At 56.5% G+C, this 14843-nt stretch carries 12 protein-coding genes; 4 read left to right on the top strand and 8 right to left on the bottom strand.

The features are described from left to right. Positions 1-5: 5 nt before the first annotated feature. From WCI03_00625 to crtI (WCI03_00615), 3 genes are all read right to left on the bottom strand, one after another. Entirely contained in the window at positions 6-512 is a 507-nt protein-coding gene (locus WCI03_00625; GenBank protein ID MEI8138350.1) for a hypothetical protein, read from the bottom strand. Beyond that, positions 512-1126, bottom strand: a complete 615-nt coding sequence (wrbA, locus tag WCI03_00620) for an NAD(P)H:quinone oxidoreductase (GenBank protein ID MEI8138349.1) — start codon at positions 1124-1126, stop codon at positions 512-514. The genes WCI03_00625 and wrbA overlap by 1 nt, the downstream gene beginning before the upstream one ends. Positions 1127-1329: 203 nt before the next feature. Beyond that, complete coding sequence (gene crtI, locus WCI03_00615; GenBank protein ID MEI8138348.1) at positions 1330-2820, bottom strand: phytoene desaturase family protein; 1491 nt, start codon at positions 2818-2820, stop codon at positions 1330-1332. A gap of 167 nt (positions 2821-2987) precedes the next feature. Between crtI (WCI03_00615) and WCI03_00610 the strand changes: the two genes are divergently transcribed. Next, positions 2988-4370: an aldehyde dehydrogenase family protein gene (locus WCI03_00610; protein ID MEI8138347.1), complete on the top strand. Its 1383-nt coding sequence runs from the start codon at positions 2988-2990 to the stop codon at positions 4368-4370. Between the two features lie 11 nt (positions 4371-4381). Beyond that, positions 4382-5893 carry a phytoene desaturase family protein gene (gene crtI, locus WCI03_00605; protein ID MEI8138346.1) on the top strand — a complete coding sequence of 504 codons (1512 nt, stop codon included), beginning with the start codon at positions 4382-4384 and terminating at the stop codon, positions 5891-5893. Between the two features lie 4 nt (positions 5894-5897). On the opposite strand, the gene WCI03_00600 is transcribed toward crtI (WCI03_00605), so the two are convergent. Together WCI03_00600 and WCI03_00595 are read right to left on the bottom strand one after the other, a co-directional pair. Further along, positions 5898-6239, bottom strand: coding sequence for a P-II family nitrogen regulator (locus WCI03_00600; protein MEI8138345.1), 342 nt, complete (start codon positions 6237-6239; stop codon positions 5898-5900). A gap of 11 nt (positions 6240-6250) precedes the next feature. Then, complete coding sequence (locus tag WCI03_00595; protein ID MEI8138344.1) at positions 6251-7603, bottom strand: ammonium transporter; 1353 nt, start codon at positions 7601-7603, stop codon at positions 6251-6253. A gap of 396 nt (positions 7604-7999) precedes the next feature. Between WCI03_00595 and WCI03_00590 the strand changes: the two genes are divergently transcribed. Then, the gene (locus WCI03_00590) at positions 8000-8140 is read left to right on the top strand and encodes a hypothetical protein (protein MEI8138343.1); all 141 of its coding nucleotides are present in this window, start codon (positions 8000-8002) and stop codon (positions 8138-8140) included. Further along, a complete protein-coding gene (locus WCI03_00585) occupies positions 8133-10985 on the top strand; it encodes an alpha-L-rhamnosidase N-terminal domain-containing protein (GenBank protein MEI8138342.1) in 2853 nt (950 codons plus the stop codon). Before WCI03_00590 ends, WCI03_00585 begins: the two co-directional genes overlap by 8 nt. Positions 10986-11000: 15 nt before the next feature. Here the strand turns inward: WCI03_00585 and WCI03_00580 are convergent, their stop codons facing one another. From WCI03_00580 to rsmA, 3 genes are all read right to left on the bottom strand, one after another. Then, positions 11001-11264 carry a hypothetical protein gene (locus WCI03_00580; GenBank protein MEI8138341.1) on the bottom strand — a complete coding sequence of 88 codons (264 nt, stop codon included), beginning with the start codon at positions 11262-11264 and terminating at the stop codon, positions 11001-11003. A gap of 212 nt (positions 11265-11476) precedes the next feature. Beyond that, positions 11477-13978 (bottom strand): DNA mismatch repair protein MutS, encoded by a 2502-nt coding sequence (gene mutS, locus WCI03_00575; protein ID MEI8138340.1) that lies wholly within the window; start codon positions 13976-13978, stop codon positions 11477-11479. Further along, the gene (gene rsmA / locus WCI03_00570) at positions 13975-14838 is read right to left on the bottom strand and encodes a 16S rRNA (adenine(1518)-N(6)/adenine(1519)-N(6))-dimethyltransferase RsmA (GenBank protein ID MEI8138339.1); all 864 of its coding nucleotides are present in this window, start codon (positions 14836-14838) and stop codon (positions 13975-13977) included. The genes mutS and rsmA overlap by 4 nt, the downstream gene beginning before the upstream one ends. Between the last annotated feature and the right edge of the window lie 5 nt (positions 14839-14843).

Raw genomic sequence — 14843 nt, 5'->3', positions numbered from 1 at the left:
GCCGGTCACAACGTCCGGCTATCATAAGCCCAATGCAAGAGGGCCTGACGCTGGCGCGGGCGGCAACTTACGTCTCCCGCCGGGCAGGCTTTCTTGAGCTGGGCCACATGGCGGGTCATCGCTGCCCAGCGCTTGATCTGGCGGTTGTCGTCGGGACATCGCCGTCCCATGTAATACCGGCAGTACCATTGGAACCAGCCCCGTGGATCATCCGGGTAGATCCAGTCCTTCTCCATCCAATAACTCAGGGGTTTCGAAGCATTGACGCCAAAATAATTCAGTTTGGGATTACGCTTATCGGGGCTCAGCTTCGCTCTCAAGAACCAGGAGCGGGGAAATTCCTCCTGACAATCGGTCATGTATTTCCCGCCGAAAACGCCCATTTCGAGCATTTGTTTTGGCGATAATTCAGGATCAAAGGCAGGCAGAAAATTCCACCCCACCGGCTCTGTCAACCAGTAGACAAAGCCGGACTGCATCCGGTCGTTGACAACAATTTTTCGCTTTTCCATCAGCCCTTGAGTTTCAGGGCGATGCGGGCCACATGAGCACCCTGAAAACGGGCACCAGCCAGTTCGTTCTCGCTGGGCATCCGTTCACCCTGGCCACCCGTGATGGTTGACGCGCCATAGGGGCTGCAACCGGTCACCTCGGCAAAACCAAGTTGTCCTGCAAAGGCATAAGGCAGCCCGACCACGATCATCCCCTGGTGCAACAGCGTGGTGTGAAAGTTGAGAATCGTTGATTCCTGTCCGCCATGCTGTGAGGCTGAGCTGCAAAATACGCTCCCCGGCTTACCGATCAGCGCGCCTTTCATCCAAAGCCCGCCAGTAGCATCCAGAAACTGACGCATCTGGCCGCACATATTGCCGAAACGGGTCGGGACGCCAAAGATAATAGCGTCTGCGGCAGCAAGGTCATCCACGGAAGCAATCGGGATATGCGCCATCTTTTTCTGGGCCTCAACAGCCCCCATCTTGCCCAACACCTCTTCCGACAGAGTTTCCGGCACACGCTTTATGACGACATTGCAACCGGCCACTCCCCGAACGCCCTCAGCGACCGCTTCTGCCATTTTGTAAATATGGCCGTACAGACTGTATTCAACAATTAAGACGTTACACATAGTCACTTCCTCCTGCAGGTTCGATAATTTTTGAACCACACCGAATCAGTTCTTAATGCATTTTGACTATACCAGAGCCGGGACGGATGCACACCCCAAAAAGCATCAGGACAAGGCATCGGGACGCTTGCGCCTCAAAACGGCTGTCAATCTCAACCGGTTATACCGCTGCTCCAATAGCCCCATCACTATCAGTAGCACGGTCACCCCCGGTCCCACTCTACAATCTTGCGGCACACATTCTGGCCGCACAATACGACCATCGGCATTCCGCCACCGGGATTAACGGAGCCGCCGACAAAAAACAAATTGGCATAGCGCGCATCCTGCTTGGGTGCCTTGAATCCGAAATTTTTCCACTTATCCGCCACCACCCCGTAGATGGAACCCCGGTTCGAGTAATACTGCCGCTGAATGTCACGGGGCGTCCACACATGCTCAAACACAATGTGCTTGCGCAAGTCCGTCAGACCCATACGCTCGAGTTTGAGGATGACCCGATCCTTAAAAGCCATGTAGTCCGCGTCGGTCAGCGGTTGCTTCTCATTCAGGCAGGGAATGTGGGGCAGGATTTTAAGACAGTCACACCCTGGCGGCGCCACCGTCGGGTCGGTCTTGGAAGCGGCCACCAGATAGATGGTAGGATCGTCGGAGAGAACCCCCTTTTTAAAGACCGCATCAAAGTGTGCCCGCTGCTCGCCCGAATAAAAGAAGTTATGGTGTGCGAGTTGCGGGTAGCTGATATCCAGGCCCAGGTCAAGGATCAGCCCCGAACAGGCGGGCTCGAAACGCCGGAGTCGCCGTTGCGCCGCGACATCCGGCGGCAACAGTTTCTGGTGGGCGGGAATAACCTCCATATTGGAGACGATTATCTCCGCCTCGTGTTGCCCGCCCTCAGAGGTGGTGATGCCTATCACCCGGTTGCCTTGCGTCCGGATCTTTGCCACCTCGGAGTTCAGATGCACGGGAATCCCGAGTTCATCCATCAGCCTGCGTAATCCCAATGCGATGTTGTAAAGCCCCCCATCCACATACCAGAGATCGTACCGGAACTGGATCGTGGGCAGGCAGTTCATGAACGCGGGGGCATCGTAGGCGGAGGATCCCACATACTTGATAAAATAATCAAGCACATCGCGCACATGCGGTTCATCAATGAACCGTTCCACGCCCCCGTGCATCGTGCGGAAAAGATCAAACTTCAGGAAATCCAAAAGTCCATAGAACCGCTGAAAATCGCGCACGTTGTCCAGCCCGCGCTCAAAGTAGCCCTTATTAACGAGGTCGTAAAGCTGCCCCGCATAGTCTAAGAATTTTTTGAATTGCCCCGGATCCTGCCCGACCTTGCGCAACTCTTTTTCCATGAGGTCAGCCTCAGGGACCAGATCGAGCACTGTCCCGTCTTCGAAAAAGTTGCGCCAATGGGGCCGCAGCGGCCGGATCGGGATATAGTCGGCCAGCCGCCGGCCCGACATCTGGAAAAGCCGTTCGAAGATATGGGGAAGCGTGAGAATGGAAGGGCCCAGATCGAACGTATAGCCCCGCCCGCTGAGGACGTTCAGTTTACCGCCGATCTTCGCGTTCTTTTCAAAGACCTCCACGGCATAACCCTCCTGGGCCAGCGAAATTGCCGCCGATAGTCCGCCCAGGCCAGCCCCGATGACAATCACTTTTTTGCGCTTCGGTGTACTCATAACTTCTCCTCTTTCTCCCGCCATGATGTCGTGGCTCCCCTCACTCTGTTCGCTCGGCGATAGATTTCAAAGCAAGCTTATCACGCGGGTTCGCCTCCAACGCTTTTCGATAAAATGTCTTATACAATATCCTTGACGGGAAGCGACGATATTTCGTTCCCTGTCCCATGACTGCACATTCATGGTTGACGCAGGCGCAAGCATTCCGGGACAAAGGCACCGCCCGCTCCCTGACCTACCGGCGGGCGCAACTCCACATTCTGGCGTCTGCGATTGAGTCCTTCGAAGGCGATATTCTTGACGCCCTGCACCGGGATCTGGGCAAACCGGTCATCGAGGCCTATGCCTCCGAAATCGGTTTTGTTCTCGCCGACATCCGTTACGCCTTGAAACATCTCGACGATTGGGGCAGCCCCCAGCGCCGCCGCACTCCCCTTTGGCTCAAGCCAGGCTCCAGCCACGTTCACCCCGAACCCTACGGCGTAGCCCTCATCATCGGCCCCTGGAACTACCCCTTCGCCCTGGCCCTCTCGCCGCTGGTGTCCGCCGTGGCGGCGGGAAACGGCGTATGTGTCAAGCCGTCCGAATACGCACCGCATGTCTCGGGTGTGATCGCCCGGCTCCTGCGTGACCATTTCCAGCAGGACTATATCACCGCGGTGGAAGGCGATGCGACCCGCGCCCGGGAACTGGTTTGCCAACCGTTCGATAAAATCTTCTTCACCGGCAGCACTGCCGTGGGGCGTCTGGTGCTGGCGGCGGCAGCCCCGAACCTCACGCCCGTCACTCTGGAACTGGGCGGAAAATCACCCTGCATTATCTGCGCTGATGCCGACCTACAGGTTGCGGCCCGCCGGATAGTCCAGGGAAAATTTCTCAACGCCGGTCAAACGTGTGTGGCTCCGGACCATGTCTGGGTTCAGGCGGAGTTACTGAAACCCTGGCTCGAACACCTCACCCGAACCCTGCGTGAGTTCTATGGCCCCGACCCGAAGCAAAGTCCGGATTATGGGCGCATCGTCAACCCCTCCCACCTGAACCGCCTGACGGCCTTTCTTAAGCAGGGCCACCTCGAGTGCGGCGGGCAATATGACGAAAGCGACCGCTACCTCGCCCCTACCGTCCTCACCGCCATCCCACTAACCGCCCCCGTCATGCAGGAGGAGATTTTTGGACCCATCCTGCCGGTCCTTCCGTTTGAAAAACTGGATGACGTCATAAGCCACCTCCGTAGCCAGCCGCGGCCTCTGGCGCTTTACGCCTTTACCGGCGAACGGGCCACCCAGGAACGCCTGCTCGCCGAAACCCACTCGGGTGGCGTCTGCTTCAATGATACCCTGAGCCACATCCTCAGTCGTGACCTGCCGTTCGGCGGCCTCGGGGAAAGCGGTATGGGCGCCTATCACGGAAAGGCGGGCTTTGACACCTTCACCCATTATCGGAGCGTGTTGACACGTTCCTCGCACTTTGACCCGGGTCTGGCCTATCACCCTTCCCGGATTTCTCTTGTCACCTTGAAACGATTCCAGCATTTTTTTATGAGCAACTAAGGAGTCAACCCATGCCAGCCCAAAAACATATCGTTATCGTAGGCGGAGGCCCCGGAGGGCTCACCACGGCCATGATTCTCGCCCACCGGGGATTCAAAGTTACCCTCTTCGAGGCCCAGCCCGCCGTGGGCGGCCGGAATGCAGCCATTAAATCAGGCCCTTATGTGTTTGACGCCGGCCCCACATTCCTAATGTTGAAAGACGTACTCGACGAGGTCTTCCTGGAGGCCGGGGCGACCACTGACAGTCTGATGGACATGCGCCGGCTGGACCCCATGTACCGGCTCCACTTCGCCGACAAAACCATCGACACCTCGATGAATCGTGAACGGATGAAAGCCGAAATTGCCCGCGTTTTCCCAGGCCGCGAGAATCACTATGATGAGTTCATGAGCCGCGAAGCGGTGCGATTCAAGAAACTTTACCCCTGCCTGCAAAAATCCTACCATACCCTGTCTTCATTGTTCTCCGGCAGCCTGATCCAGGCGCTCCCCCACATGGCGCTAGGCCGTAGCTTATTCTCGGAAGTCATGAAGATCTTCGGGGATAAGGACCTGGCGCTCTCCTTCACTTTTCAATCCAAATATCTGGGCATGTCTCCGTGGGAATGTCCGGGAATGTTCGCGATGATTCCCTATATCGAACACGCCTATGGCATCTACCACCCCATCGGCGGCCTGAGTCGGATCTCCGAGTGCATGGCCGACGTCGCCCGCCGTAATGGGGCCGACATCCATCTCTCCACACCCGTCGAGGAAATCGTCGTACGTAACGGAGTGGCTGTAGGCGTCCGCCTGACCAGTGGCGACGTCGTGGAAGCCGATGAGGTCGTCATCAACGCCGACTTCGGGCATGCTGCCACCCGGCTCTTCGCACCTGGCGCCCTGCGAAAATACACACCTCGTAAAATGAAAAGCATGAAGCTCTCCTGCTCCACGTTCATGATGTATCTCGGGTTGGATAAGAGCTACGACTCCCCTCATCACGAGATTGTATTCGCCCGCGATTACCGGGCCAACATCGATCGCATTTTTAACGGAAAGGAACTGTCGGGCGATCTTTCGTTTTACGTGCGCAACGCCAGCGTGACCGACCCCACCCTTGCGCCCGCCGGCCACTCCGCCCTGTACATCCTGGTCCCCGTGCCTAATTTACGCGGGGCCATCAATTGGGACGAGCGCCGGATCGCTTATCGCGAAATGACACTCGACGCCGTCGAGGCGCGCACGGGCATGAAACTCCGGAACCATATTGTCACCGAGACACTCGTGACCCCGGCGAACTGGAATCAAGACTATCACGTTTACGAGGGAGCCACCTTCAATCTGGCTCACAATCTGGGCCAGATGGTGTACCTGCGGCCACGCAATAAATTTGAAGACGTTGACCACTGTTATCTGGTCGGCGGCGGAACCCACCCGGGGAGCGGGCTGCCAACCATTTACGAATCAGGTCGTATCTCCGCCAACCTGATCTCGCGCCGCCACGGGGTCCCGTACGTATCAGGCAATCTGGAAGTCTGAACACCTACCCGATCGCCACGGAGCCTGTTTCACCGGTACGAATCCGCAGGCAATCCTGCATGTCGAACACGAATATTTTACCATCCCCAGTCTGCCCCGTACGCGCTCCCTCAGTGATGGCATCCATGGCGGGCTTCAAAAACTCATCATTGACGGCAATCTCGAGCTTCACCTTTTTGAGCAGGGTGCCGGCTTCTTTATGGCTCCGGTAGACCTCGGCGATTCCCTTCTGACGGCCCCGGCCCACCACGTTGGATACGGTCACCAATTGAATATCTTTCGCCAACAACAAGGCGAGCACCTCATCGAGTCGATCCGGCTGAATGATTGCAATTATGTACTTCATGGTTACTCCTCTTAATCCAATACGGTATATCCTGACTCACGATGCTGGGTAAGATCCAGCCCAATCGCCTCTTCATGTTCCTTCACGCGCAGGCCGATCACAAAATCAACCACCTTAAACAACACCAGGGACATGACGAACGAATAGACCATCGTGATACCCACCGCTTTCAATTGGATCCAAAGCTGCATCGGATTTCCATAGAAAAGACCACTCACACCCGCGGGATTAACCGATTGCGTGGCCCAGATGCCCACCGCAATGGTTCCCCAGATACCGCCAATCCCGTGTACGCCGAAAGCGTCCAGGGAATCATCGTACTGGTATTTGGCCTTCAAAGCGGTCACCGCCAACCAACAGATGATCCCGGACAGCAAGCCAATCCAGATGGCCCCCGATATCGCGACATAGCCCGCCCCGGGCGTCACTGCGGCCAACCCGGCCACCGCACCCGTGATCATTCCCAACGTCGTCGGCTTGCCGAATTTCACCCAATCCAGAATCGACCAGATGAGCCCGGCTGCGGCACCCGCAATATGGGTACACATAAACGCGTTAACGGCCACATGATTGGCGGCCAAGGCACTTCCGGCATTAAAGCCAAACCAGCCGAACCACAGCAACCCGGCGCCCAGGACGGCCACGGGCAGATTATGAGGCGGCGAGATGGCATCGGGAAAGCCCTTGCGCTTGCCCAACACGATGACCGCAGCCAGAGCGGCCATACCAGCATTGATGTGAACCACAATGCCCCCGGCAAAATCCACGGCCCCCATTCCTCCCTGAGTGCCCAGAAAACCACCCTGCCCCCAAACCCAATGTGCCACGGGATCATACACCAGCGTCGTCCACAATAGACTGAAGACAACAAAGGCGGCAAACCGCATACGCTCGGCAAAGGCACCAATAATCAAGGCCGGCGTAATGACTGCAAACATCATTTGGAAGATTACAAAGGCGGTATGAGGAACTGTCGGGGCATAAGAGGACGCTTCCATCCCCACATTCTTTAAGCCTACCCATTCCAGACTTCCCACGATCCCGAACAAATCAGGGCCAAACGACAAACTGTACCCGCAAAAGACCCATTGCAGACTGATGACGCTCAACATCATGAAGCACTGCATCAGAATGGAGAGTACATTTTTCCGCCGGACCAGTCCTCCATAGAAAAAAGCCAACCCGGGCGTCATCAACATCACGAGCGCCGCGGAAAGCAACACCCAAACGGTATCCGCGCCATTGATCCCCGGGAGACCACCCGTCGTTGTCGCAATGAAAACCTCATCCCCAGCCCTGAGCATAGCGGGAAGCATCCCCACCACCACCGCAAGAAACCACATCCAGCGACTAGCTAATCTCATACCGCGATACCCTCTGCTTTCATATTACGCTATATGGCCACTTCACCATCATTGTCAGGCAAATATCTTGTCACTCGCTTGACCTACCCCAATTTACACATTTCTTATTTTCAATAGCAAAGGGTGTACCAATTGCATGAGAAACCGGTTTATCCCACTGAAAAAAAGCGCAAAATGTCGCAACAGGTTAAAATCAAATCACTTATATCACTGAATTAACAATCATGAATTAGCGCAGGGACACAAATAAGCCTTCGAAAAGTCTTACAGCTTGACGACAATTTTGTCGTACAAACACAAGACACGACATTAGTGTATTTTTATGCCAACCTCGGCTTTACAAGAACATGGTCATGACCCGTACCATCGGCACTCTCATGGAGATGGGCTGCAACTATGCCAGCCCCCCCCGACCATTCATTCCCGCCCGAAGTGAAGTTCGAAACCCTCGAAGACTTCTTTGAACGCGGCCGCCGCATGACAGCCACCGGTCTTGATTTCCCGGCACCGTTCTGGCAACGTCCCTCGCATGAATAAATTGAATGCAAAATGGATTTGGGCGGACACGCCCGAACGACGTCCTCAAAATCAGACCGTAATTTTCCGTAAAACATTCCATCTGCAGGCGATCACGACGGCCACGCTGGCGATCACCGCCGACTCACAATACCGCCTGTTTATCAATGGCAACTGGATTGAAGACGGCCCCTGTCGCAGTTGGCCCAGGCATTTCCAGTATGACGTACTGAATGTCGCCCATCTTTTAAAGCCGGGGCGCAACGTCATTGCGGTCATCGCGCGCCACTACGGTTACAGCACGTTTCACAAAGTGCCGCAGGAAGCAGGCCTGCTGGCTCAACTGGATGTCCAATTCCGCAGCGGAACGTCGTTACGGCTCAAAAGCGACCGAACCTGGCGCGCCCGTGTCAGTCCGGCACACCGCGCAGATACGGCCCGCATCAGTATCCAACAGGAAGCCACCGAATGGATGGATGCCCTGCAGGAAATTCCATCTGCAATTTGTCAAGATCTCAATGATCGCGACTGGCCTCGAGCCCGCGAGTTCCATGCCGCCGGTGCCGGACCGTGGCAGGATCTGCATCCACGCGATGTCCGCTTCCTGACACGTGAGCCGGTGTTTCCCCAGCGGATGATGGAGGCGCAAGTCGTGAGTGCCCCCCAACACATCGTTACCTTTGACCTCAAGCATCTCTGCTATCCACAGGATCGTACAGCGAACATTATGCCTTTCGCCGCGGTTCTGGGCACGCTTCTAGTGTCCAACCATTCCCGCGATCTCCGCCTCAACACCGACACAAACGGATTCCGCTGCTTCTGCCGCGGGCGTGAGGTCACCGACGGCATACTACGATTACAGCCGGGTGATAATCTGCTTACTCTGCTGGTTCAAAATGACTATGGCCATGGGTGTTACGATCTCGGCCTGGGGTTTGATGACGTAACAGACCTGGGTTGGCGTAACCCCTGCGCATCCGAGGATACAAACCCATGGGCACTGATCAATCTCGCCGTCGGGTTTGTCCCCCCCTCCAATATCACCAACACCACCCACGACACGGGTCCCGCTGAGTTCGCCGGGCGCGCCGAGCCCTTTGCCGTCTGTGGCGATGCCGCCTCGTTTGCCCGGGCGGCCGCCGCCAGCCAGTACCGACCGATCCCGCACGGCGAGATGTTCCTGGCCAACAGCACCCTCCAGTTTCGTTTCCGCGAAGTACAACACAACGCCAGCCCGCAAGTTGACGATCCCGCCGCGCTCCTGTCGGCCAATCATGAGTGGACCACGGTAGCTCCGGCGGCCACTGGTGATGTCGAACTGTGCCTCGACTTCGGGCAGGAACTGATCGGCTGGGTCGAGTTTGAAGTGGAGGCGGCCGCCGGAACCATTGTGGACGTGAATCTGATTGAATTCAGAATCGGCGAGGAACTCCAGCACACGAATGGCAATCGCAATGGATTGCGTTATATTTGTCGGGAGGGTGTAAACGCATTTACGTCGCTGAAACGCCGCGCCGGACGCTATCTGTTTCTGACCTTGCGCAATCAGACCGGGCCCGTCCGTATCCGCACCATCCGCCTTCTCCTGGCCACTTATCCCGTGGAACGTCAGGGCGAGTTCCGCTGTTCCGAACCGCTCCTCACCCGGATCTGGGAGATCAGCGCCTACACGCTACGCCTCTGTATGGAGGACACCTATACAGACTGCCCACTGTATGAGCAGACGTTATGGGTCGGCGACGCGCGCAACGAATCGCTTTACAACAACATCTGTTTTGGTGCCAATGATATCACATTGCGCTGCCTGCGACTGACTGCACAGTCGCTCGATGATATGCCCATCACAGGTTGCCAGGTGCCCAGCGGGTGGGACATCATCCTCACCGCCTGGAGTCTGCTCTGGGTTCAAAACGTCTGGGAGTATTACCAAGCCAGCGGCGATGCCAGCGGCCTGATGGAACTTTACCCCGCCGTGAAACAGAACCTCCAGGCGATTGAAGCCTACTGCACCGAGCGCGGCGGCCTGCTCTCCATCCAAGTCTGGAATCTCTTCGACTGGGCGCCCATTGACCAGGACCACCGCACCGTGCTGCATAACTCCCTGTTCCTGATCGGGGCCCTCGACGCCACCCACAGCGCGGCTGCGCAGCTTGGCCGCATGGATGATGTGGCCTGGCTTGAGACCTGGCGCCATCGGGTCCACAACGCCATCGTGGCACTGTGGGATCCAGTCAAAGGCGGTTATCCCGATGCCATCCGTGACGACGGTACGATCAGCCCAACGCTCAGTCAGCACACCAGTGCGCTGGCACTGATCCATGATGTGTTCCCGGATAACACCGCCCGCGCCTGCGCGCTCCGGAACCTACTGGATCCGCCCGCCGGCATGGTCCACATCGGCAGTCCCTTCGCCTTACAGTACGTCATGGAAGCCCTGGAAAAAGTCGGCGATGCCCGGAATGCCTTGAACATGATCCGCCGCTCCTGGCGCGACATGATCGACAGCGATGCCACTACCTGCTGGGAAACTTTCCGCGGCTGGGAGGCAAAAATACCGACCCGCAGTCACTGCCACGCCTGGTCCTCCACTCCCGTGTATGTGCTCAACCGCAGTGTGCTGGGAATCTTGCCCGCCGCGCCGGGCGCCACCGAGGTGATGGTCAGCCCGCACCCTTGCGATCTGGAATGGGCAGAAGGCGCCAGCGCCTCGCCACATGGTCCGCTACACGTCGGATGGCGTATCAAAGGCGGTGACTTGCATATTCAGGTGGACATGCCCTCATCCGTCCATTGGCGTATCGTCCGCAATCCAGACTGGCAGACCTTCACCCGCATTTGGGTCAATGGAGCGGAGTGGAACGGCTAGGGACTCAGCACCCCTTTAGGAGCTGAACTCATCACGCCCCACCTGAACCCAGCGGGCAAATCGCTGGGGCTCATTTTCAACAGTATGGGTATCCTTCAGAATCATGACCGTATTCAGGGCACCGGCATACTTGAGCGTTTCCTGAAACTCAAGGCGGATGTCCGCCTCGTTGAAACCCATGCAGACCGGAGTTGGCTTGGGCTTGCGACAATAGACGTAATGGCGCCCGAACAATTCCGCACACCGCGCCTGAGCACTCCAGGGCGCCAGGCTCATCATGGTAGGCGCCACCCGACTGGTCACTGAGAGATTGTTTGAAAGGAATGCCGAAATCGCTGATCGTCACCGGACACCCAACAGTGAAGGTGGGGTCGAAGGCGGCATCATCCCGGATTACATCGTGCTGATATTGGTATCATGCTGTGAAAACTGCATCATCTGCCTCCGTAACATCTGAATTCATGTGGGATTACTGGTTATTACTGAGATATTTACCCGAACAATGACATCTGGGCGGAGTCACGGGGTTTGCGTTTCTGGCGGGCTAATTTGGGTTGGCCGGCATCGCTGAATTCACCCTCTTCCAGGTTCGCAAGAATTTCTTTAGCGCGGTCAATCACTTCACCGGGCAAACCGGCCAAGCGGGCGACCTGAATCCCATAGCTCTTATCGGCAGCGCCCGGCACAATCTTGCGCAGGAACACAATCTGGTCATTCCGCTCACGCACCACCACATTGTAATTCCTGACTCCGTTCATGGTCAGCGCCAAATCCGTCAGCTCGTGATAATGGGTTGCAAAAAGCGTCTTCGCCTTCGCCTTGGGATTATTGTGCAGGTATTCCGCCACCGCCCAGGCGATACTGATCCCATCAAAGGTGCTGGTTCCGCGTCCGATTTCATCCAGGATAATCAAGCTCCGCGAGGTGGCATTATTGAGAATGTTGGCTGTTTCCTGCATCTCGACCATGAAGGTACTGCGCCCTCGCGCAATATCGTCGCTTGCGCCAACCCGGGTGAACACCTGATCCACCACGCCAATCTCAGCGGAAGAAGCCGGCACAAAGGACCCCATCTGGGCCATAATCACAATCAGTGCCACCTGCCGGATGTAGGTGGACTTTCCGGCCATATTGGGCCCGGTCAGCACAATCAGCTGCGAATCGGTCCCATTCAGCAGAGTATCGTTGGGAACAAAGCGCTCCGCTCCCGACATCCCTTCAATCACCGGGTGACGGCCATCCTTGATAGAGACTTGATCATCCGCTGAAATGCGAGGCCGCACATAGCGCCCCATGACCGCGCGTTCCGCCAAGGCGGACAGGACATCGGTTTGAGCGAGGGCGGTGGCAGTCTGCTGAATCGCAGCGGTCTGCTCCACCACTTTGTCTCGAATCTCCACAAATAACTCATATTCCAGGGCTTCGGCACGTTCCTGTGCTCCGGTGATCTTGCGTTCATACTCCTTGAGTTCCGGGGTTACAAATCGCTCCCCATTCACGAGCGTCTGCTTGCGAATATAATCATCCGGCGCGTTCGCCAGTTGTCCCTTGGAAATCTCAATGTAATAGCCAAATACCTTATTGAAGCGGACCTTCAGCGTTTTGATCCCAGTCCGGGCCTGTTCACGGGTCTGAAACTCCGCCAACCACTGCCGGCCTTCGCTGGCCGCCACGCGAAGCTCATCCAACTCAGGGCTGAAGCCCTTGCGGATGATGCCCCCCTCTTTCAAGGTGATTGGGGGTTCATCTTCAATCGCCTGCTCGATCAGCGCCGCAAGTTCCGGCAACAGGCGCATCTCACCACCCAACTGCTTCAATAGCACCACCGGGTGATCCACCACCAAATTCCGCAGCTCCGGCAAGGCGGACAGGGAGGATCCCATCCCCTTCAAATCACGGCCATTCCCGCTTCCCGCGCTCAAGCGCGCCACCAATCGTTCCAAGTCGCGGATTCCCGTAAATCGCTCACGAATATCATGCAACAACGTCCGATCCCGCATCAAGGCCTCAACGGCATCGAGACGGCGCTCAATGCCCTTCACATCGGCCAAAGGCCGCAGAATCCATTCGCGCATCAACCGGGCTCCCATTGGCGTTTTGGTTTGATCCAGCGTCCCCAACAACGTCACCGAGTCACGCCGTTCCTCATTCCGGCGCGGCACCAAATCCAGATTCATACAGGTCGCCTGGTCAATCATCATGAATTCAGCTGGATTACTCACCCGCAGAGAACGGACATGCTTGAGATCTCGCTTCAGCTCATCTTGAACGTAGTACAACACGCCCCCGGCGGCCCCGACGGCCGCAGACATTTGCTCACAGCCAAACCCATCCAGCGAATGAACCGCAAAATGGCGGATCAACCGATCGCGCGCCACATCGTAACGGAATACCCAGTCTTCACTGCTGGTAATGACAATCCTGTCGAGCGAGGCAATCAGGGCTTTCATCACCGGATCAGACATCTGCTCAGCCGGAAACACACATTCACGCGGACCGAATTGTTTCAGTGTATCCACCAGAATGCCGGCATCGGAAGATTCTTCCACCCAGAAGGCACCCGTGGAAATGTCCAGTAAGGCCAGGCCAAACACATCCCCGCTTCGGCAAAATCCTCCAAGATAGTTATTCTGAACCGAAGTCAGAATCGCATCCTGCATCACAGTCCCGGGAGTCACGATGCCCGTGACTTCTCTCCGGACAATGCCTTTGGTCATGGCGGGATCTTCAACCTGTTCACAAATGGCCACTTTCTTTCCAGCCCGGATCAACTTGGCCAGATACCCGTCAACCGCATGGAAAGGAATTCCGCACATGGGAATGCTCTGGCGTCGCGTCAGGGTGATATCCAAAATCTGTGCGGCCTCCTTGGCATCCTCAAAAAACATTTCATAAAAATCGCCAAGCCGGAAAAAAAGAATCGTATCCGCAGGCAGCTTGTTTCGAATCTGCCGATACTGCGACATCATTGGCGTCAATGTTTCACCACTCATGATACCCCTTTCTGCCCCACTCCATCTGCCAGTTGCTGCCACTGGCTCACAGCCAACATCTCAGGGCGGATCCGGGGATCTACCCCCATCGTCTCCAACACCGTCAGGGCGTGATCCAGTTCAAATCCCAATTTCGGAGCCACACGCGAAAGGATCGTCGCCAACTGCTTTCGCCGGAAGACAAAGGACTCCTTTGTCAGTCGGGCAAACATTTTACGATCGCCGGTGTTCAGCACGTCCTCCGGAAGCCGTTTCAACAGCACCACTGCCGACTTCACCTTCGGCCGCGGACAAAAACAGGAGGGACTGATCACCTTGACGATTTCAACGTGGTACACCCGTTGTGCCCAGACCCCCATCAACCCGCGCGCCTCCGCACCAATAGCCGCCGCTAGACGTTCCGCCACTTCCAGTTGAAGGGTCACGGTCACCCTGGCGGGAGGATGCGGCAGAGTAAACACATTCATCAGAATCCGGCTTCCCACGGAATACGGGAGATTTGAAACTAACCGGGTGATCTTTTCCCGTTCAAAGAAATCTGCATCCAGATCTAACGCATCACCGAGAATCAGGGACAGGGAGGGGTGATCATGAAACTGCTCCCGGAGATATTCATGGAACCCACGATCCTTTTCCACGGCAATCACCCGACCAGCCTTTTGGGCCAGAATCTCCGTCAGCACACCAAGTCCGGGCCCCACTTCCAACACCACGTCATCAGGCTGGGGATCGGCCGTATTGAGGATGATGTCACGGATGTTGGCATCAATCAGGAAATTCTGCCCCAGCAGGGTATTCGGGGTGAGTCCACGAAGATGGAGCAATGCCAGAACTTGAGAAGGGCTTGTAAGATTCACCATGGACT

It is taken from the genome of bacterium, assembly GCA_037143175.1.
In the GTDB taxonomy this organism is placed as follows: domain Bacteria; phylum Verrucomicrobiota; class Kiritimatiellia; order CAIKKV01; family CAITUY01; genus JAABPW01.
Note: the sequence above shows the minus strand (reverse complement) of the source record. Positions and strands in the feature narration are given on the sequence as shown.

Coding starts and splice junctions, on each gene's coding strand:
- wrbA (MEI8138349.1), bottom strand. CDS start 1,126: ATGTGTAACGTCTTAATTGTTGAATACAGTCTGTACGGCCATATTTAC.
- crtI (MEI8138348.1), bottom strand. CDS start 2,820: ATGAGTACACCGAAGCGCAAAAAAGTGATTGTCATCGGGGCTGGCCTG.
- crtI (MEI8138346.1), top strand. CDS start 4,382: ATGCCAGCCCAAAAACATATCGTTATCGTAGGCGGAGGCCCCGGAGGG.
- WCI03_00625 (MEI8138350.1), bottom strand. CDS start 512: ATGGAAAAGCGAAAAATTGTTGTCAACGACCGGATGCAGTCCGGCTTT.
- WCI03_00595 (MEI8138344.1), bottom strand. CDS start 7,603: ATGAGATTAGCTAGTCGCTGGATGTGGTTTCTTGCGGTGGTGGTGGGG.
- mutS (MEI8138340.1), bottom strand. CDS start 13,978: ATGAGTGGTGAAACATTGACGCCAATGATGTCGCAGTATCGGCAGATT.
- WCI03_00610 (MEI8138347.1), top strand. CDS start 2,988: ATGACTGCACATTCATGGTTGACGCAGGCGCAAGCATTCCGGGACAAA.
- WCI03_00590 (MEI8138343.1), top strand. CDS start 8,000: ATGCCAGCCCCCCCCGACCATTCATTCCCGCCCGAAGTGAAGTTCGAA.
- WCI03_00585 (MEI8138342.1), top strand. CDS start 8,133: ATGAATAAATTGAATGCAAAATGGATTTGGGCGGACACGCCCGAACGA.
- WCI03_00600 (MEI8138345.1), bottom strand. CDS start 6,239: ATGAAGTACATAATTGCAATCATTCAGCCGGATCGACTCGATGAGGTG.
- rsmA (MEI8138339.1), bottom strand. CDS start 14,838: ATGGTGAATCTTACAAGCCCTTCTCAAGTTCTGGCATTGCTCCATCTT.
- WCI03_00580 (MEI8138341.1), bottom strand. CDS start 11,264: ATGATGAGCCTGGCGCCCTGGAGTGCTCAGGCGCGGTGTGCGGAATTG.